The sequence below is a fragment of the Halomicroarcula saliterrae genome, assembly GCF_031624395.1.
Classification (GTDB): Archaea; Halobacteriota; Halobacteria; order Halobacteriales; family Haloarculaceae; genus Haloarcula; species Haloarcula saliterrae.
In genome coordinates this window covers 492,217-510,204 of record NZ_JAMQON010000001.1, presented here as the reverse complement: position 1 = coordinate 510,204, position 17,988 = coordinate 492,217, and the positions used below count along the sequence as shown (strand labels likewise).

At 65.4% G+C, this 17,988-nt stretch carries 24 protein-coding genes and 1 tRNA gene; 6 read left to right on the top strand and 19 right to left on the bottom strand.

Going from position 1 to position 17,988, the window contains the following annotated elements:
* Positions 1–6: 6 nt before the first annotated feature.
* A complete protein-coding gene (locus NDI56_RS02790) occupies positions 7–1,260 on the bottom strand; it encodes an NAD(P)/FAD-dependent oxidoreductase (RefSeq protein WP_310917902.1) in 1,254 nt (417 codons plus the stop codon).
* 82 nt (positions 1,261–1,342) lie between these two features.
* Here NDI56_RS02790 and NDI56_RS02785 point away from each other — a divergent pair, with 82 nt between their 5' ends.
* On the top strand, positions 1,343–2,470 hold the full coding sequence (locus tag NDI56_RS02785; protein WP_310917901.1) for a pyridoxal-phosphate dependent enzyme: 1,128 nt from the start codon (positions 1,343–1,345) through the stop codon (positions 2,468–2,470).
* A 70-nt stretch (positions 2,471–2,540) separates the two neighbouring features.
* Positions 2,541–2,981 carry a DUF6653 family protein gene (locus tag NDI56_RS02780; RefSeq protein ID WP_310917900.1) on the top strand — a complete coding sequence of 147 codons (441 nt, stop codon included), beginning with the start codon at positions 2,541–2,543 and terminating at the stop codon, positions 2,979–2,981.
* 1 nt (position 2,982) lies between these two features.
* On the opposite strand, the gene NDI56_RS02775 is transcribed toward NDI56_RS02780, so the two are convergent.
* The 9 genes from NDI56_RS02775 to NDI56_RS02735 form a co-directional block, all read right to left on the bottom strand.
* Positions 2,983–3,588, bottom strand: a complete 606-nt coding sequence (locus NDI56_RS02775; protein WP_310917899.1) for a J domain-containing protein — start codon at positions 3,586–3,588, stop codon at positions 2,983–2,985.
* A 40-nt stretch (positions 3,589–3,628) separates the two neighbouring features.
* On the bottom strand, positions 3,629–4,387 hold the full coding sequence (locus NDI56_RS02770) for a proteasome assembly chaperone family protein (protein WP_310917898.1): 759 nt from the start codon (positions 4,385–4,387) through the stop codon (positions 3,629–3,631).
* A 5-nt stretch (positions 4,388–4,392) separates the two neighbouring features.
* Positions 4,393–4,575, bottom strand: a complete 183-nt coding sequence (locus tag NDI56_RS02765; protein ID WP_310917897.1) for an RNA-protein complex protein Nop10 — start codon at positions 4,573–4,575, stop codon at positions 4,393–4,395.
* Positions 4,572–5,372 (bottom strand): translation initiation factor IF-2 subunit alpha, encoded by an 801-nt coding sequence (locus NDI56_RS02760; RefSeq protein ID WP_310917896.1) that lies wholly within the window; start codon positions 5,370–5,372, stop codon positions 4,572–4,574. Before NDI56_RS02760 ends, NDI56_RS02765 begins: the two co-directional genes overlap by 4 nt.
* A gap of 1 nt (position 5,373) precedes the next feature.
* On the bottom strand, positions 5,374–5,547 hold the full coding sequence (locus tag NDI56_RS02755) for a 30S ribosomal protein S27e (RefSeq protein ID WP_310917895.1): 174 nt from the start codon (positions 5,545–5,547) through the stop codon (positions 5,374–5,376).
* A 2-nt stretch (positions 5,548–5,549) separates the two neighbouring features.
* The gene (locus tag NDI56_RS02750; protein ID WP_220587082.1) at positions 5,550–5,834 is read right to left on the bottom strand and encodes a 50S ribosomal protein L44e; all 285 of its coding nucleotides are present in this window, start codon (positions 5,832–5,834) and stop codon (positions 5,550–5,552) included.
* Positions 5,835–5,900: 66 nt separating this feature from the next.
* Entirely contained in the window at positions 5,901–6,839 is a 939-nt protein-coding gene (locus NDI56_RS02745) for a DUF7351 domain-containing protein (RefSeq protein WP_310917894.1), read from the bottom strand.
* Positions 6,840–6,914: 75 nt separating this feature from the next.
* The gene (locus NDI56_RS02740) at positions 6,915–7,901 is read right to left on the bottom strand and encodes an NADP-dependent oxidoreductase (protein ID WP_310917893.1); all 987 of its coding nucleotides are present in this window, start codon (positions 7,899–7,901) and stop codon (positions 6,915–6,917) included.
* Positions 7,894–8,493: an NADPH-dependent FMN reductase gene (locus tag NDI56_RS02735; protein WP_310917892.1), complete on the bottom strand. Its 600-nt coding sequence runs from the start codon at positions 8,491–8,493 to the stop codon at positions 7,894–7,896. Before NDI56_RS02735 ends, NDI56_RS02740 begins: the two co-directional genes overlap by 8 nt.
* A gap of 198 nt (positions 8,494–8,691) precedes the next feature.
* Here NDI56_RS02735 and NDI56_RS02730 point away from each other — a divergent pair, with 198 nt between their 5' ends.
* Positions 8,692–8,952 carry an HAH_0734 family protein gene (locus NDI56_RS02730; protein WP_310917891.1) on the top strand — a complete coding sequence of 87 codons (261 nt, stop codon included), beginning with the start codon at positions 8,692–8,694 and terminating at the stop codon, positions 8,950–8,952.
* Between the two features lie 3 nt (positions 8,953–8,955).
* On the opposite strand, the gene NDI56_RS02725 is transcribed toward NDI56_RS02730, so the two are convergent.
* Positions 8,956–11,274, bottom strand: coding sequence for a DUF2298 domain-containing protein (locus tag NDI56_RS02725; RefSeq protein ID WP_310917890.1), 2,319 nt, complete (start codon positions 11,272–11,274; stop codon positions 8,956–8,958).
* Between the two features lie 98 nt (positions 11,275–11,372).
* Between NDI56_RS02725 and NDI56_RS02720 the strand changes: the two genes are divergently transcribed.
* The 3 genes from NDI56_RS02720 (at position 11,373) to NDI56_RS02710 (ending at position 12,768) form a co-directional block, all read left to right on the top strand.
* A complete protein-coding gene (locus NDI56_RS02720; RefSeq protein ID WP_310917889.1) occupies positions 11,373–12,140 on the top strand; it encodes a glycosyltransferase in 768 nt (255 codons plus the stop codon).
* Complete coding sequence (locus NDI56_RS02715) at positions 12,137–12,625, top strand: GtrA family protein (RefSeq protein ID WP_310917887.1); 489 nt, start codon at positions 12,137–12,139, stop codon at positions 12,623–12,625. Before NDI56_RS02720 ends, NDI56_RS02715 begins: the two co-directional genes overlap by 4 nt.
* Positions 12,626–12,693: 68 nt before the next feature.
* A tRNA-Met gene (locus NDI56_RS02710) sits at positions 12,694–12,768 on the top strand.
* A 327-nt stretch (positions 12,769–13,095) separates the two neighbouring features.
* Here the strand turns inward: NDI56_RS02710 and hpt are convergent.
* The 8 genes from hpt to NDI56_RS02670 form a co-directional block, all read right to left on the bottom strand.
* Positions 13,096–13,665 (bottom strand): hypoxanthine/guanine phosphoribosyltransferase, encoded by a 570-nt coding sequence (hpt, locus tag NDI56_RS02705; RefSeq protein WP_310917886.1) that lies wholly within the window; start codon positions 13,663–13,665, stop codon positions 13,096–13,098.
* A 397-nt stretch (positions 13,666–14,062) separates the two neighbouring features.
* On the bottom strand, positions 14,063–14,464 hold the full coding sequence (locus tag NDI56_RS02700; protein WP_310917884.1) for a type IV pilin domain-containing protein: 402 nt from the start codon (positions 14,462–14,464) through the stop codon (positions 14,063–14,065).
* A gap of 3 nt (positions 14,465–14,467) precedes the next feature.
* Complete coding sequence (locus NDI56_RS02695) at positions 14,468–14,959, bottom strand: type IV pilin domain-containing protein (RefSeq protein ID WP_310917883.1); 492 nt, start codon at positions 14,957–14,959, stop codon at positions 14,468–14,470.
* 3 nt (positions 14,960–14,962) lie between these two features.
* Positions 14,963–15,475 carry a type IV pilin domain-containing protein gene (locus NDI56_RS02690; protein WP_310917882.1) on the bottom strand — a complete coding sequence of 171 codons (513 nt, stop codon included), beginning with the start codon at positions 15,473–15,475 and terminating at the stop codon, positions 14,963–14,965.
* Between the two features lie 249 nt (positions 15,476–15,724).
* Positions 15,725–16,294: a DUF7344 domain-containing protein gene (locus tag NDI56_RS02685; RefSeq protein ID WP_310917881.1), complete on the bottom strand. Its 570-nt coding sequence runs from the start codon at positions 16,292–16,294 to the stop codon at positions 15,725–15,727.
* A 150-nt stretch (positions 16,295–16,444) separates the two neighbouring features.
* On the bottom strand, positions 16,445–16,900 hold the full coding sequence (locus NDI56_RS02680) for a type IV pilin domain-containing protein (RefSeq protein ID WP_310917880.1): 456 nt from the start codon (positions 16,898–16,900) through the stop codon (positions 16,445–16,447).
* 163 nt (positions 16,901–17,063) lie between these two features.
* Entirely contained in the window at positions 17,064–17,549 is a 486-nt protein-coding gene (locus NDI56_RS02675; protein ID WP_310917879.1) for a type IV pilin domain-containing protein, read from the bottom strand.
* A 50-nt stretch (positions 17,550–17,599) separates the two neighbouring features.
* The gene (locus NDI56_RS02670) at positions 17,600–17,965 is read right to left on the bottom strand and encodes a type IV pilin domain-containing protein (protein WP_310917877.1); all 366 of its coding nucleotides are present in this window, start codon (positions 17,963–17,965) and stop codon (positions 17,600–17,602) included.
* Between the last annotated feature and the right edge of the window lie 23 nt (positions 17,966–17,988).

Here is a 17,988-nt window from a genome sequence, read left to right as displayed (position 1 = left end):
GCGCTCTTACTGCAGTAACTCGGCGGCCACGCGCCCGCTCTCCAGTGCGCCCTGAATCGACGACCAGCGGGTGTAATCGCCGGCCAGCGCGACCGGTCCCGCGGGGGCCTCCGGGTCGGGGAGCGCCGTCCGGAACCCCGGCGGCTGGGCGAACTGCGCCAGCGGAACCCGGTCCGTCCGCAGAAGTTCCAGCGAGTCGAAGCCGGCGGCGGGGTACCACGAGGAGAGCGCGTCGTAGACGTCCGCGGCCAGCGTCTCGTCGTCGGCCGACTGGCTCCCGAGGAAGGTCGCGCTGTACAGCTCCATCCCTTCGGGCGCGTACTCCGGTGCGACGGTCGACAGCGGCGCGACGGTGTTCGGCCGGTCGTCGGCGGCGTTGAGCACGATGCGCTTGCCCATGCTCGGGGCCTTGCTCGTCGGCAGGGAGAAGTACTGGGTGACACAGCCGAGCGTCTCCGTCGGGATGGTGTCGGTCTGGGTCAGCTCCGCCGCCGTCGCCGGGTCCGTCGCGACGACGCAGCTCTCGGCGGCGATGGTCTCGGAGCCGGTCCCGACTGTCACCCTATCGGCTGCGGCGTCGAGCGTCCGCACGCCCCGCCCCGTCTCGATGGTCGCGCCCGCCGCCCTCGCCCGGTCGGCGAGCTGGTCGGGCATCGCCTGCATCCCCTCGGCCGGGACGAATATCTCGCCCTCCGAGAGCATCTTGTAGGTGTACTCGAAAACCGCGCTGTCGGTGCCAAGCGAGCGGTCGAGCGTGATACCGCCGTAGAAGGGGGCGGCGAAGCGCTCGACGAACCGCTTCGAGAAGCCGCGGTCGGCGAGGTACTCCCTGATCGACTGCCCCCCGCCGTCCAGCAGCGTCTCCGGGTCCTTGCCGGCGAGTTCGCGCTGGAGCTTGAACACGCGGAGCTTGTCGGCGGTGCGAACGTCGCGGTTGAACACCGTCTGCGGGGCTGCCGTCGGGTTCCGCAGCGGGTCCGACAGCACCGAGCGGTGGTTCGGCCGGGCGATGGTCGCGCCCGGCGTGAACGGGCGCGGCGAGAGCGCTTCGACGTCGAGTTCGCGCCTGACCGCGGGGTACGCCGAAAACAGCACCTGAAAGCCCCGATCGAACGTGTAGCCGTCCTCGTGGGCCGTCCTGACACGTCCGCCCACCCGTTCGCGGGCTTCCAGTAGCGTCACGTCCCGTCCGGACTCGGCGAGGTGGCGGGCCGCGACTAGCCCGGCGAGGCCGCCACCGACGACCACGGCGTCTGTCATGGCCGTCCGTTCGGCCGCGGCGTTCAAGAGCGTGCTGGAACAGACCATACGACACTTGAAGCTGCCATCCCGAATGCGAGTCATGCAGACGATAGCGGCAGTCCGTGGCCTCTCATGTACGGCGTGTGGCGAGTCGGCCGACCCCGGTGTCGGGCGCTGTCCCGACTGCGGCGGCGTCCTCGCTCTGGACTACGACGCCGACGACATCACGTCGGCGGCGGACGCACACCCGCTCCCGTCCGAGGCGACGGTGAGTATCGACGAGGGCGCGACGCCGCTCGTGGGCGTGCCGGAACTCGCCGACGAACTCGGCGTCGACCGGGTCGCCGTCAAGGACGAGGGGCGCAACCCGACGGGCTCGCTCGCCGACCGAAAGCTCGCACTGGCCGTCTCGGCGGCCGTCGCGGCGGGCGCCGACCGCGTCGGGACGCCCTCGACCGGCAACGGCGCCCAGTCGGCGGCTGCCTACGCCGCCCGCGCCGGCATCGACTCGAAGGGCTTTGTCCCCTCGCGGTGTCCGTTCCTCAACAAGGCGATGGTGAACGTCCACGGCGGCGACATGTACGTCGTCGAGGGCCGCTACGAGGACGCCGTCGAGGCCTTCGCTGACAGCGACGAAGCGTTCACCTCGGTCGCGCCCGGCCACCCCTTCCGCGTCGCCGGCGGGACCGCCCTCGCGCTGGAGCTGCTCGCCGACCGCGAGTGGGCCGCTCCCGACGCGGTCGTCCATCCGACCGCCCACGGCGAGACGGTCGTCGGGCTCCAGCGGGGTTTCGCCCTCGCGGTGGACGCCGAACTCGCCGACGCCGTTCCCCGAATCTACGCCGCCCAGCCCGAGACGGCGGCCGCTATCGCCGAGGCGGCCGTCGATGGCGCCGCCGAACCGGTGCCGGTCGACCGCCCCGACACCATCGTCGGCCCGCTGGAGGTGCCCGAGCCGGCCGCCGGGGCGGCCGCTATCGACGCCCTCGACGCGAGCGACGGCGGCGGTGTCGTCGTCCCCGACAAAGCGGTTCTCCAGGCGGCCGTCGACGGCTGCGAGCTGGGGCCGGAGGTCGGTGCGACCGGCGGCACGGCAATCGCCGGTGCCCGTGAACTGGCCGAGCGTGACGCCTTCGAGACCGACGACGACGTGGTGCTTGTCAACCCCGTCGCCGGCAGCAAGGAGGCCGACCTCCTGCGCTCCCATCTGATGAGTCAGGGGATGTGAGCCGGCGGCCTGCAGGTGCGAGCGAACGTGTTGGGGATACAGATTTCCCCCTGGACGACGCGTTCGGCGTATGGTACCCGACCGCCCCGACGACGCCTCGCCGCTCGACCGCTACTTCTGGGCCCGTCACGCCAACCCGAAGAGCGGGTGGTCACGCGTCGCCACCATGCCGCTGCTGATGGCCTGCATCTACCGCCGGAACTGGCGCGGGCTGGCGCTGACGCTCGCCTTCGTCCTCCTGAATCCAGTCCTGTTCTCACCGCCCGAGGACGACAGCGCGTGGATGACAAGAGTGGTGTACGGCGAACGGCTGTGGACCCGGGAGTCCCACGGGTGGCTGAGCTATCCGGAGATCCTGAACGTGGGCAACGGGCTGGCTGTGGCCTACGCACTGTACGCCGCGGTCAGGCAGCGACCCGCCGAAACCGCGCTGGCGACGGCGCTGTCGATGACGCTGAAGCTCTGGTTCGTCTCGGAGATGGTCCACCGCTACGAGAACAGGGCCGAGTGAGTCAGGCCGCGTGCTGTTTCGCGAGCGTGTAGGCCTCCCGCACCCGTTTGAACTCTTCCTCGTCGCCGCCGTGGTCCGGATGGACCTGCTTGACCCGGTCCCGGTAGGCGGATTTCACCTCGGCCAGCGTCGCCGACTCCCGCAGCCCCAGCTCGGCGAATGCCTGTCTGGCCGGGTCGGCCGGGGGCTCCGGTTCGGGCTCGGGGCCGAGCGACACCTCGGGCGTCTCGAAGGGGAGCCGCTGGCCCAGATAGGCGCCCGGCATCTCGTGTTCGACCAGCACCGGCGTGGTGGGCGAGCGCTCGATGCGGTAGTACGCCCGCGCGTCGAAGGTGATGGCGACGTCGCGTCTCGGCAGGTAGAAGGCGACGTGTTGGCCCGCCACGTAGTGGTTCTCGGCGAACTGCTCGTCGATGGCGTCGAGATACTCGCGAATCTCGGTGCGGCGGCGTTCCTCGCCGCCCTCGCGCAGCCCGCGTGCCTGTCGCTTCGCGGGGAACAGCCGGCCGGCGACGAGAAAGAGGACGGCGACGAACAGACTGCCGGCTATCCCGAGGAGGAGGCCAAACACCAGCCACTCCGGTAGCGCACCCGGGTCTGCCTGCACGGGAGGGCGTTGGCGCCCGGTGAGTAAGAAACGTCCGCTTCTATCCGATGTAGCGCAGGTCTTCGTCGGCCGGCGACGGGGCGTTCTGTTCCTCCATCTGCTGGATCTTGCGCACGACTTCCTCCATCTCGTCGGCGCGCTCCTCGAGCGATTCGTACTCCACCTCGAAGCCGACGACCTCCTGGAGAATCTCCAGAACCGCCTGTGCGCTCTTGGGGTCGACCAGATAGCCGGAGGTCTCGCCCATCAGACAGGCCGCGGGGGTGTCCCGGCGCTCGCTCAGGCCGAGCAGGAGGCCCGAGACGCCGACGATGCCGCCGGCGGGTTCGTCCTCGCGGAACTCGACGCCGGCCTCGGTGAGTCGGTCGCCGAAGTCGTCGGTCGTCGTCGCCCCGAGCACGTCGTACTCCTCGACGAGTTCGCCCGTCGGGACGCCGCCGAGCGCGTACACCTCCTCGACGCCGAAGTCGGCGCCGATGTCGAGGAAGGTCGTAGTGAGGCCGTAGTGGCCCTCGTTGTCCTGTGCCTGATGGTCACCCGTGAGCACGAGCATGTCCCGTCCCTCTTCTGGGGTGACGGCGTGGAACTCGGCACACGCGAGCTGGGTCCGCCCGTCCTCGACACTGACCTGCGGGGGGAAATGCGTCGAGTACACCCGCCGGACGAGCTCGCTGTCGAGCTCTTCGAGCAGGTGCTCGGCGGCGAGTTTCCCGACGTGGCCCACGCCCGGCAGCCCCTCGACCAGCACCGGCTCGTCGAGAGCCGGGTCGGCGAGTACGTCGATGTCGAATTCGTCCATACGCCCTACTGCCGGCGTCGGCGCTTAAGTGAACGTCGATACTCGCCGTGTGGGTCGGCCGGGTCGAAAGGCGCCGGGGCGCTGTTTACGGCCTCGGCTCCGCAGTCGGGACACGTCGAAGAGAGGGTGTACACCGGGCGGTCGTGTTCGGCCCGCCAGGCCGAACACACCCGGATGTCCGATTTCATTCGTCGTCTTCGTCGCGGTCGCGGTGGAACTGGGCGCTGCCGCCTTCGGCCTCGACGACCGAGCGGGCGCGGGCGGCGCTCTCTTCGAGTTCGCCCTCGGCGGTCTTGTAGTCGGGCGCCTGTACCTGAATGCGGTACTCCGGGGAGCCGACGTAGGTGACTTCGAGCTGAATCTCCTCGGGCACTTCGCCGTTACCCTCAGCGGCCTGCAGGGCCTCCTTGATGACGTCGACGCCCGCGCTGTCGGGACACGTCAGGTCGACGTAGCCCGTGACGTTGACGTAGGGCACGGAGACGTTGTCGCGGGCCGTCTCGACCAGCGACTCGACCGCAGACTCGTCGAGCCCGGTGTCTTCGAGGGCCGACTCGCCGTGGATGGCGGCGGCCTCGAAGCCGTCGTACAGCGAACCGAACTCCGAGAGCAGGGCGTTGGCGATGTCGCTGTACTCCTCGTCGGCGATGTCCTCGCCGAAGGCCAGCTCCATCCAGTTGTCGGCCTTCTGCTCGTTTTTCCACTCCTGAATCTTCTCCTTGCGCTGGTGGTCGTTGACGTCCTTGATAGAGAGGTCTATCTGCTGGGCGCTCTCGTCCACTTCGAGCACCTTCGCGACGACCGTCTGGCCCTCGCTGACGTGGTCACGGACGTTCTTGATCCAGCCGCTCGCGACCTCGGAGATGTGACAGAGGCCACGCTTGCCCTCGTACTCTTCGAGGTCGACGAAGACACCGAAGTCCTCGATTTCGTCGACCTTGCCGACGACGAGTTCGCTCGGTTCTGGCCAGCCGCTGTATTTCATGTTACCGGGCCTCGACGACGTCGGTCACTTCGCCTTCGATGATGGCCTTCCCGCCCGTCGGGGTGGCGAGCGTGTGGCCACAGACGGCACACGCGACTTCGCTCGCGGCCTTCTCGAAGATGGTCTGTTCGTTCTCACAGTCCGGACAGGCGACGGTGATGAAGCTTCCTGCCATGGTTACTCCTGGAACTCCAGTCGGCCTGCGCGCCATCCCTCTCGGAGGTGGGCCTTCCCACAGTCCGAGCAGATGTACTTCAGGTCGGTCTTCTTCGTGGGCTTGTCCCCACCGGGGACCTTCGAGAACTTACCTTTGTTCCCGATACCGGTCCCGCGCCGCTTGCGCTGGCGGTCGTTGACCTTTTTCATACCGGACGAGCGGCCCGAGCGGACCTTCTCGACCTCGTGTTCGTTGTGCTCGTTACAGTGCGGACAGTACGTGTTGAAACGTCGCGGCATCTCCATAGATATCGACCTTACGGGCCGCTTTGATTTGGGTGCTTAAAACCCCGACGGTTCGGCTTCCATCCGTCACCCGCGACGGTCCGCCGAACCCCTTGCCAGCGGGGGACCGGTCACCGCGTCGTCGGGGTCCGAATCGACGAGTCTCAGCGCTTCGTCGACCGTGACCGAGAGCGTGTCGCCGCCGAGTGCCACGGTGAGGGTGATTCGCCACGGGTCGGTCGAGTCGACGGTCAGGTGGTCGTCGGTCACACACCAGTCGAGCCGCCAGTAGGGGGTGGCCCCGAGGTCGATGCCGTGGTCGCGATGGAACGCCACGAGCGCGGGCTGGTCCAGCAACGCGACGCCGATGGGCGAGCAAAACGAGTGGAGACACTGGGCACAGCTGTACTCGACACGGAGGTCGGCGTCGAGACAGCACTCGCCGGCCCGGGCGATGGCCGTCCGTATCCGCCCGCTGCAGGCCGGACAGACGCCGTCCCTGGCGAGGCTGTGTCGATGTCGAACGCGACGGTCGAACGCGGCGAGGACCTCGCTGTCGTCACGGCCGAGGAGGCCGCCGGGAGGGAACCCGTACTCCCCGTGGGCCCGTCCACACGCGGGACAGTCGACGGCGAGGTGTTCGTCGTCGTAGCTCGCCACCAGCGTCTCGCCACACTGGGTACAGGGGTCGCCGGTCTCGAACGACTCCGGGGCCGGGTGGGCGTTGAACGAGCCCGCGACCACCGCCCTGACGACGTTCTCGCCGGCCGTCCTGAGCTCGTACCCCCCGTCTCGCTTCCGGACGAAGTGACCGGTGAGCTGGTTCAGGTGGTAGTTGAAACGCGCGCTCGTGTCGGTCTCCGACAGTTCGTACAGCGTCGAGAACTGGACGGGAGGGTCCTCGGCGTGCCAGAGGGCTTCGAGAATCGTCATCCGGGTCTCGTCCCCGACCAGCGAGAACGCCTCGGCCGGGCCGAGACAGTGGTCGGACCGATGAGCGAGCGCGACGGCCTCCAGCCTGTGCATACCGCCCGGTTGTGTCAGCAGCGGCTAAAGGGTTCGCCCAACGGCGTTTTTGTAAATCGTCTGTCGTGTCGTCGCTCACCGCTGGTCGGTGCGGAGGACGAGCTTCCCGCGGACGTGTCCCGTCTGGCTTCGCTGGTGGGCGGCCCCGGCGTCCGCGAGAGACCACGTCTCGCTGACGGTCGGTGTAACCTGCCCCGCGTCGATGCGGTCGCGGATGCGCGCCAGCGCGTCGGGGTCCGGTTCCACGCTGAACCAGTCGACGGTCCCGTTCCGTTCGGATCGGGCCCGGGCGACGACGTCGTCTCCCGGCGGCTCCGGGAGCGTAACGATACGGCCGTTCTGGTTCAACACGTCGACGGAGCGGTCGAGCGTGTCACCGCCGACCGCGTCGAGCACGAGGTCGACGCCGTCCACGGCGGTCTCGAACGCTCGCTCGCGGTAGTCGACGAACTCGTCGACGCCGAGGTCCCGGAGGAACGCCTCGTTCCGCCCGGAGGCCGTACCGACGACGTGGGCACCGACCTCGTCGGCGAACTGGACCGCCATGTGACCGACGCCGCCGGCGGCGGCGTGGACGAGCAGGCGCTGGTCGGGGGTCAGGTTGCCCGCCTCGAAGAGCCCCCGCCACGCGGTCAGTGCCACCATCGGGACGCCGGCGGCGGCCGTGTGGTCGAGCGACTCCGGTTTCGGGACGACGTCGTCGGCCGGGACGGCCGCGTACTCGGCGTAGGTGCGCCCCGGGTCGGGCATCCCCACGAGCCCGAACACCTCGTCGCCGGGCCCGAACGCCGTCACGTCGTCGCCGACTGCTTCGACCGTCCCCGAGAGGTCCCAACCGGGCACGTACGGGAGCGAGGGGTCGAGCGCCTCGTCGGCGTACCCCTCCCGTACCATCCAGTCGATGGGGTTCACACCGGCGGCCCGAACGCGAACGAGTAGTTCGTCGTCGGCCGGCTGTGGCCGGGGAACCCTCTCGTAGGTCAACACGTCCGCGTCACCGTACTCGTGGACGCGAATCGCGCGCATCTGCCGGGTCGTCTCGTCGGTCGGGGTGTCAGTCATGGACATCACCGATGTCACCGCTTGGCCGTGGCTGGTCGGCGAGTTCGGGGTAGCGCGCGACGCCGGCGTAGTCGGCCAGTTCGCGGCCGAGGCCCCGGACCCGCTGTGCGATGTCGTCGTCCGCGATACCACCGTCGGTAATCACCGCGTGCGAGTCCGGGACGGCGACCTCGGTCGGCAGCGTCCAGGCGTGTAGCGTCCGGCAGACGGTCCGGAGATGGATGAGCGCGGAGCCGGGGACGGCGCCGGCGGCGACTTCGAGCAGGCCGACGGTCGTGTCCGCGAACTCCTCGCGGCCGCAGTAGTCGAGGGCGTTCTTCAGCGACCCCGAGTAGGAGCCGTGGTAGTTCGGCGTGCCCAGCAGGACGGCGTCGGCGCGGTCGACGCGCTCGCACAGCCGGTCGGCGTCCGGAGGCGTGCCGTCGGTAGCGTGGAGGCTCGGGAGCGTGAGGCCCCGGAGGTCGACGAGGTCGGTCACCACGCCGCTGTCGCCGGCGGCGGTGAGTGCCACGTCGAGCGCGATGCGGGTCCGGCTCTCCTCGCGGAGACTCCCACAGAGGGCGAGAACCCGTGGTGTGTCGCGTTCTGGCATCGACGCCTCGTACGACGGCAACCCACTAAAAATATCTGTAAAATTAGGTTTTGTAAGCGGGTTTGCCAAAGCAGCCTTTCGTCCGTGGACGGTGGGGACACGGCGGATACGGGACCGGACGGCGACGCGGTGGTCGGCCCCGAAGCCGCGATACGCCGCTTCGAAGTCACTAAGTGCGCCGTTTGCCAAGTCTGGGGTATGAAAAAGCTCATCATCCGTGGCGACCCCGGCCTCCGGAAGGGCGGCCGCATCGAGTACGACGGCGAGGCGTACGAGGTGTTCGCGGTCGCCCGCCAGGGCGACTGGCACGGCCCCGACCGGGTGCAGCTCTGGTGTACCATCGGAAGCGAGGACGAAGAGGAGACCTTCCGGACGCAGGAGTACATCCCGATGCATCTGGACACCGACAACGTCGACGCCGAGGCCGTCACCGTACTGCGAGAACGCGCCGAGGCCTGATTTTCAGAGTTCGCTTCGGTCGACGCGGTAGATAATGACCGTGCCGGAGCGGTGGATTTCGGTCACGGCGTCGAGACGGTCGACCGAGATAACCCCGTATCGCTCCCGTTCGGCGGGCCCGTTGTAGATGTACTCCACGTCGTACGTTTCGAGGAGTTCGCGTTGCGCTGCCGGTTGCCCGGTGTAGATGGTTCGGACGTCGGTGACGCGCTCGTCGTAGATGCTGTCGTTTCGGTACTGGGCCTCGTGGTGCCAGCCGGCCACCGTCGGGATACCAGTCAGACTCGACGGGGCGCTCGCGCCACTGCCCTCGGCGGGCTCCCAGAAGTAGCCGGCCGGCGCCGCGGTGACGATGTTCGGCCGGCCGTCGATTTCGCGGTCCATCCAGCGGATCGCCTCCGCCTCCCCGGCGTGGGCGTCGTCGAGATACGCCATCCCGTCGAGGGTCGGCTCTCCGCCCCGACCGACGTGGTTCGGCAGCGCGATCGCGCCGTACACCGACGTCGAACAGACGAGCACGACGACGAACAGCGTCGTCCCGTTCTTGACCAGCCGGCGCGTCGTCTCGCCGTCCGGACGCCAGCGCGTCAGCAACCACGCTAGCACCGGGCCGACCGCGGCCGACCACAGCACCCACACCTGCATGTACGTCTTGAACACCGTGTTCATCCGCCCGACGTTCTCCTTGATGAAGACGAACTCCACGAGGACGACCAGACCGGCGCCGGCCACCAGCAGCACCGTCTCGAAGCCGACGGGGCGCTCGCCGCCGTCGGCAAGCGCCGGGAGCGGGCCGGAGGACTGTCCGCCGGTCGGCGAGCGGGCGAACAGCCACGCGCCGACGAGCAGCGGGACGACGAGGCCGACAGCGGCCAGGTCGACCACTGTGCCGACGGCGACGACACCGAGAAAGCCCGCGCCGACGAGGCGCGCGCGTCCGGTCCCGACGGTCCGGCCGATCTGTGCGTACAGATACAGGCCAAACGGCGCGAGGAACAGCCCGTGTATCGCCACGAGCTCCATGAGGCTGCTTCGGTCGGGGAGGACGGCGACCTCGCGGCCGCTGCCGACGCCGAACCAGAAGGGGAGCGACCAGAGCAGCCCCAGCGCGACCACGCCGACGGCGACGGCGACCGCGAGCCCGATGCGGCTCGCCTCGGCCGGCGCTCCCTCGACCGGGAGCGGGTCACGGAGCGACGCGGGCAGGAGCGTGGCGGGGCTGGCCGGCGCCATGGCGACGGTCACCATCGCGAGCCCGGCGACCGACGGGAACGACCACGTGTTCGTCACCGCCATGAACCCGGCGACGGCGGGCAGGGCCCCGAACAGCAGCGCCAGCCGCCGTCGGCGCTCCTCGGCCGGCGTCTGGTAGTAGCTGAAACACAGCGCCGCCGCGAGAATCAGAAAGCCCGTGCTCATCATGTGAGCGTGCAGGTCGCCGTTGAGCCAGGCGAACAGGGGGAACTCGTTGACGCTGTACCCCCTCGCGGGCGTGTACGTGGCGAAGTCCGCCGGGTCGTCCGTGATGACGCGGCTGGCGTCCCAGAAGTAGAACTCCTCCGGGCCGAGCGCGAGCCCGCTGAGTTCGTAGCCGAAGGCCCCGGCCAGCGACCGGGCGACGCCCTCGGGCAACAGGTAGATGAGCCCGCGGACCGGCGTCGTGAGGTTGCTCGCGACGCCGACGAAGAACGCGGAGAGCCCCGCAGCGAGCCGTCGGGGGACGTTCCGGTCGGCGGCGACGGCGCCGGCCAGCCCGTAGACGCCCGTCACGAGCGTGGCGTAGAAGCCGGCCAGCGCGAGGTTGTAGGCGTACTGGCCCGCCGTCCCGGTCAGCCGGGTGAGAATCGCCGTCAGGAGGTGGCCGCCGTAGTAGTAGGCGACGGGTTCGCCGGCGAACCACATGTCCTCCGGCGGGAGGGTGTCGGCCCGCAGCAGCGACTGCACCAGACCGAAATCGAGGAACTTCTCGCCGGCCAGCGGGGAGATAGCCGGGTCGAACGCCCGGATACCCACCACGAAGAGGAAGGCGAGAGAGAACACGGCGGCGACTTCCCCGAAGGCGCGACTGTCGACCGGCTCACGGCGGCGTGCCACCGCGACGGCGGCGACGACGAGGGCGACCAGCCCCAGCCAGACACCGCCCGTCAGTGAGACCCGACCGACGAAGTAGGTGACCAGCCAGAGGACCGTGAGTGCGAGCGGCAGCCCGAACGCCACACCCCGCTTTGCGAACCGCGGAAACAGGGCCGACGCGACTGTCGCTCCGACGTAGCTTAACAGCAGATAAAGGGCGAGCCAGAGGATAACGAGACCGTACTCCATCAGTCAGTAGAGTTACGGGAAGGCGTATACGTTTTTTGATTCAGCCGGCCAGCGCCGTTCCGAACGGTTTTTACTCACCGACAGTACAAGGTGATACGATGTCGTCGACCGTCGGTGTCGTCGTCCCCGCGTTCCGCCCAGATATCCCCGAGCTACGGCGTTACGTGACTGCCATCGTCGAGACGGTGGCCCCCGAAACCGTGGTCGTCGAACTCGACGCACCGAAAGACGGTGTCGTGGCACAGCTCGGCGACCTCCCGGCGGTCGTGGAGACGGTGCCGTACCGGCGCGGCAAGGGGGCCGCGATCACCGCCGGCTTCGAGCACCTGGAGACGGACGTGCTGGTCTTTGCCGACGCCGACGGGTCGACACCGGTCGACTCGCTCGCCGACGTCGTCGAGGAAGTGCGCTCGGGCTCGGCCGACCTCTCGGTTGGCTCCCGGCGCCACCCCGACGCGTCGGTGGCCAGCCACCAGACGTTCGCCCGGCGGTTCCTGGGCGACGGGTTCGCGTGGCTCGCCGGAAATCTGCTCTCGGTGTCGCTGTTCGATTACCAGTGTGGCGCCAAGGCCATCACCGCCAGCGGCTGGGGGCAGGTCCGTCAGCACCTGTACGAGCCGGGGTTCGCGTGGGACGTGGAACTGGTCGCCATCGCCGGCGCGCTCGACCTCCGCGTGACCGAGGTCCCGATACGGTGGGAGGACCGTCCCGGTTCGACCGTCTCCCCGGTCAGGGACTCACTGGCCCTGTTCAGGGCCCTGCTCGCGTCCAGACACCGCGCGAAACAGCTGAGCGACGACCGCCTGCACACGGCCATCGCCGCGCGCCGTGAACAGCCGACCGCCCTCGTCGAACGGGACCGATGAGCGTCGGCGACCGCCTCCGCGGACTGGTCCCCGACCGCTTCGAATCGCTGGTGTCGGGCGTTCGGTTCGGACAGTTCGTCTCCGTGGGCGTCATCGGCTTCGTCTGTGACACGGCGATGTTCGTCTTCCTCACCGAAGGGCTCGGCATCCTCCGCGAGGTCGGCCTCATCGTCGGCATCGAGACGGCCATCCTCGTGATGTTTCTCGTCAACGACAACTGGACGTTCGCCGACGAGCGGTCCGACGAACGGGATTCGCTCGGCCGGCGCTTGCTGCGCTCACACGCCGTCCGCATCGGTGGCGCGACGACGCAGTTCGTCGTCTTCGTCACTATCTACCGGTTCCTGTTCGTCTCCCTGTCGATTTCCGGTATCGACCTCTGGTCGCTGTTCGCCAAAGCCGTGGGCGTCGGCATCGCTATGGTGGTCAACTACGTCTTCGAGAGCATCTTCACCTGGGAAGTCCATCAGGGCGAGTCGCACTAGCGCGTTACAAACTCACGGACGGCAGCCGAATCACAAGTCTTAATGAGGGGACTCGGGTATGAACAGGTAGCGGGATGGGATAGCCAGGAGATTCCGGCGGGCTCATAACCCGCAGATCGGTAGTTCAAATCTACCTCCCGCTACTCCCCTCGGGCGGCTTACATCTCTCACGAAGTTCAGTACTCCAAGAGAGTGCAGGGCCTCGAAAGTCGTCTTTTGAGGCTTCTTCTATCTGCGTACCTGAGAGTGCCAGCCTCATTTTTAAATACCACTACGGGCACAATCACTCTCGTTGGAGTCATTCAGGCCAATTGCACGCCGATATGACTCCAGCGCTACTGTCCAAGAGCACGCCCGAAACTGCCGTATGTAGCACTGCTGTCGGCGACAGCGTACCTCACGAAAACCAAGCCTAGTGGCCAATCGGCTCTACTGCATCCACAGGGGCAGAGGAGTTCTCCAGGCTCAGACTATCCGTCGCCGTGTGCGTCCGTCACCACGACCTCGCCGTCCTCGACGAGGACGTTGATGAGTGTCTTGGCGTCGTAGCCGGCGTCGTCGAGCCTGTTCTGACCGTTGTCTTTCTTGATGACACAGACGATGTCACAGATGTCGGCGCCGATATCCTCCAGCGCGCCGGTCAGCGCCGCCAGCGTCCCGCCGGTCGAGAGCACGTCGTCGAGGACGAGCACGCGGTCGCCCTCGTAGACGTCGTTGACGTACATCTCGTTCTCGGAGTAGCCGGTGACCTGCGACAGGGCGACCTCGCCGTCCAGCCCGTACTTGCGCTTTCGCACGACCACCAGCGGGATGTCGGTCATCAGCGACACCGCCGTCGAGAGGTGGATACCCATCGCCGCCGGCGTGACGATCTTGTCGACGTCGTCCAGCTCGGCCTTGCGGATTATCTTGATGACGATCTCCCGCAGCAGCTCCGGCCGCAACATCGGCACGCCGTCGCTGATGGGGTGGACGAAGTAGTGATAGCCGTCTTTCTCGATGATCGGCGCCTCCAGGAGCGATTGCTTGAGTTTGTCCATGCGAGGGGTTCTGTGAGGGGGCACTAAAGTTCGTCGTCAGCGAGTCAAACAGTGTTTGGTTTCGGAGAGAACTGTTTAGTGATGAAAAAGCCTCCGCGTCATTTGTAAAATCTCGATCTGTCCGTTACGAGTCATACTCGACGAAGATGAACAAACCGATCAGGACTGTGCCACTCGCTTCCCGAGTATCGCATCGACTGACGCTGAACTCGAGTCCGTTGCCTACCGTGAACGGCCGGCTGTCAGCAATGTTGTACACCGGATTCTGAAGCCGTAGGTTCTACTGTCGTCCTCGTTACCGCTGCCTTGAGAACAGTGTTATAAGGGCCGCTATACGGTGTGCTGCGTAGTGCTACAGTCACCGGCGCAAAAAATGAAAAATTAGGTGATTAGGAGATTAGGGCACTTCGTATGTCGCGAGGGTCGTACTGGTCTCTTCGTCTGCATCTTCCCAAACAACAGTGACGGTATCGCCTGAGCTGACGGAGCTAAAGTCAAGTTCCGCTGTCGATCCGGCAGTTACCGGATCACTGAAGTCAGTACTTACGGTAGCACCCTCAATCGATATTCGGGCTAAATCGATACTGTCTCCGCCATCATGCGTGACGGTGAATGTACTATCATCCGAATTATATTCCCATTCGAAGCTCGCTTGCGGTGTTTGCTGTTGTTGGTCACCTAGACCCAGAACGAAACTCGCGATAACGGCCGCGAGAATAACCGTAATTGCGACCATCAGGATGACTCCGATGACCGGCGATACTGCGTCGTCGTCGTGGAATAGGTTTTTTAGACTCATGGTTTATGCTCCAGGTGCTTCGTAGGTGGATAGCGTTGCGGTGTTTTCGCCCGACTCAGAGGCCCAAATGATACGAACAGTGTCGTCATTATCGATACCCACATCAGCACTAGTACCTGAATTGACAGTATCAATATCCGGCCCAGTGGAAGAGTCCTCGAACGACACCGTAGGACCGTCCCCATTGCCATCGTTCAGTGTTAGCTTGGCCCCATCAATATTATCTCCACTATCGTGGGTTACAGTAAGCACTCCATCACCAGACCCTGAGCCTTGGAGAGCCCCGCCACCAAAGTCGCCATTAGTGGTACCATCCAGACTTGAGTCATAATCAAAGCTCCAGCTTGCCTGTGGTGTTTCTTGGGTTGTATCCCCGAGTCCCAGCACGAAGCTCGCGATGACAGCAGCGAGGATGACGGTAATCGCGACCATCAGGATGACTCCGATGACCGGCGATACTGCGTCGTCATCTCTGAATAGCTTTTTCAGATTCATCGATTACGCCCCTGGTGCCTCGTAGGTTGCTAAGGTTGACGATGAATCTCCCGATTCTGCCGTATAGACAATTCGGATCGTATCGTCGTTATCGATACCGAAGTCAATGGACGTGCCGGCTGAGATATCGGCAGCATCCGAGATACCATCAGCATCCTGAAGATTCGGGCGTGATTCACTAGCGCCTTCTTGTTCGATAGATAAACGGTCTTCATTGATTGAATCACCGCCATCGTGTGTGAGAGTGAGAATACCCGTGTCAGATGCACTTGAGCCACTCATATTCCCTGCATCAGTGTTGAAATCATGATTAGCAGCAACACTTCCTGAACCATCTAGGCTCGAATCGTAATTGAAGCTCCAACTCGCCTGCGGCGTTGTCTGTTGTGTATCGCCCAACCCGAGCACGAAGCTCGCGATGACGGCTGCGAGGATGACTGTGATCGCGACCATCAGGATGACCCCGATGACCGGCGACACAGCGTCGTCGTCTTGTAATAGTTCTTTGATATCCATGGTTTGTGTCCTTGCCAACACACCGCGTTGTATCCAGGCATGCACCCGTAACCCGCAAGGTGGACCCCGTGGGTGTGTTGTCTACTCCCCATGTCGTGTCCAGACTTATACCCACCCTACGTTTCACGGATTCAACACCGCCTTGAACGTGGTCAAGAAGGGCCTGTACTGCCGGAATTCGGTTTCGAGACGGAGCCGGGGCTTTCAGGCGATTGGAAGTTGAATTATCACCGCTGATTGCCGGGCCGTTCAGGGCCGCTCGTCGCCGTCGTCGGCGAACTCGGTCAATGTCATCTCGCGGGCGACCAGCGTGTGATAGACGGCGGACATGGTGAGAACGATGGCAAACAGCGTCGTCCACACGAGCGGCGGGATGAGCGTAAAGGGGTAGACCCCGGCCCACAGCACCGTCACGACGGCGAGGCTGATAGCGCCGAAGGAGAGGTAGTACTCGCGCCACGGGAACTCGCCTTCGGGGACGATTTCCAGATAGACGGTCAGCTCTTCGGTCTGGTCCGTCGTTCCGATAACGCCCTCGTCGCTGTCGTAGTCGACGATGCCCACCTCGTCCATCTGTGGGAGGTGTGACTGCTGGAGCGTAGTGTAGACACGCTTGCGCTGGGCGCTCGTCACCGCGTCGGTGGGGCAGTCGTACTCCGCGGCGGCGACGTGGTCCGCCAGGTCACCGAGCGCGACCGGCCCGCCGTGCTGGCGGAGATACTGCAGGACGTGACGCCGGCGCTCGTTCTGGAGCACGTCGAATATCTCCTCGTTGGACAACCCCTCGCCCGTCGTCTCCCGTCGCAGCTGCTGGCTCATCCGACACGCTCACCTCGACCCCAAGGCTGTGCCATCCTACCACGGTGTGAGTCACAGTAGCTAATAATCCTGATGGTCGTCCGGGCAAATAAAATGCGACCGGTCGTTTCGGTCGCGCTCGGCGCGCTTCGAAATCGGATCGACCCGTCGTCAGGCATCGGGCCCGACCCAGCTCGCGACGACGGTCGACGACCCGCTTGTCGAGTGGACGACGCGGACCGTCGCGTCGGCGTCGACCGTGACGGACGCGCTCACCCCGGCGGAGATGTCCCCGCTCCAGGAGGGGAGGTCGCCCTCGCCCGCGGTTCCACCCGGAGCGGCTCGTATCTGGAGGGTCGACGCGTCGATGCTGTCGCCGCCGACGTGGGTGATAGCCAGCGCGCCGTCGTCGCCGCCGGTAGAGAGGTCCTCACTGCCGCTCTCGCCGGCCGCGTAGTCGAACTCGAACGACGCCTGCGGAGTCGTCGTGATGAGCGCGTCCTCGGCCCCCAGCACTGTCGCCCCGATAACGGCGGCGAGGAGGACCGAGATAGTTACCAGCAGAACGACGCCGATGACTGGGGAGACTGCGTCGGCATCGGAGCGAAAGTCCAGTCCCGTCATCATTGTGTCCCCAGACCGAATTGTTCGTATCTCGCTCTACTGTTATATGATTATTAGGAGCTGTAGAATAATTGTCGAGTGTGGCATAATACACCCGGATTCGTCGAAGGAGAAGCGCGACGGAAAGTGGCCATCCGGACCATAGCGGCCCGGTCAGCGGTCGGTGTTACAGATTGACCGTGGATTCACTGAGCACGGCACTGCTTCCACCGTCAGAGTCGGACCAGATTACGCGGATAGAGTCACCGTCTTGGATGGAGTCACTGCTCTCCGCAATAACGAATGTATCACCTGCGCTAACGGGGTCACTCGGGAAGATAGATCGGCTAGCTGTGACTTGCCCCGATTTGTAGTCGGTCCCATCTGCGTTGACGAAGTCAGCACCACCGATTTTGATTTGAACGTTCGAGGGCGCCACGTCGTCACCGCCGTCGTGCGTGATGTTTACCGTATCGGTAGTCGTGCCGCCCGGATCGTTGTTAGAGTCGAACGTGAACGTAGCCTGTGGTGCCTGATTGCTGAGTGAATCTCCGAGTCCCAGCACGAACGTCGCGATGACGGCCGCGAGGATGACTGTGATAGCGACCATCAGGATGACCCCGATGACCGGCGATACTGCGTCGTCGTCGTTGAGTAGTTGTTTTAGTTGCATTGGATTGAATAGGTGACCGGGACAGCGGGCGAATTCAGTGGGTAAGTCGATTAGCAGGCGTCGGACCGAAGCGTTGCTGAGCTCCCGTCTGATTGCCAAGTGAGCGGCGCCTGAGCGTCACCGAAAGACCCGACGATGATGTCTCCGGCGGAATACTGGTCAGGGCCACGCGTGTTCGAGGAGTCGTTTGCCAGAAACAGGTTGTTGCCGTCGAGTTCGTCCCCACCGTCGTGAATCAGTGAATCGCCGTCACAGCTGAAACTCGCCTGTGGCGCCTGATTGCTAAGTGAGTCGCCGAGTCCGAGCACGAACGTCGCGATGACGGCCGCGAGGATGACGGTGATCGCGACCATCAGGATGACCCCGATGACCGGCGACACCGCGTCGTCGTTTTGAAGCAGTGTTTTCAAATCCATGGTTGTGTCCGGCACGGTGGAAC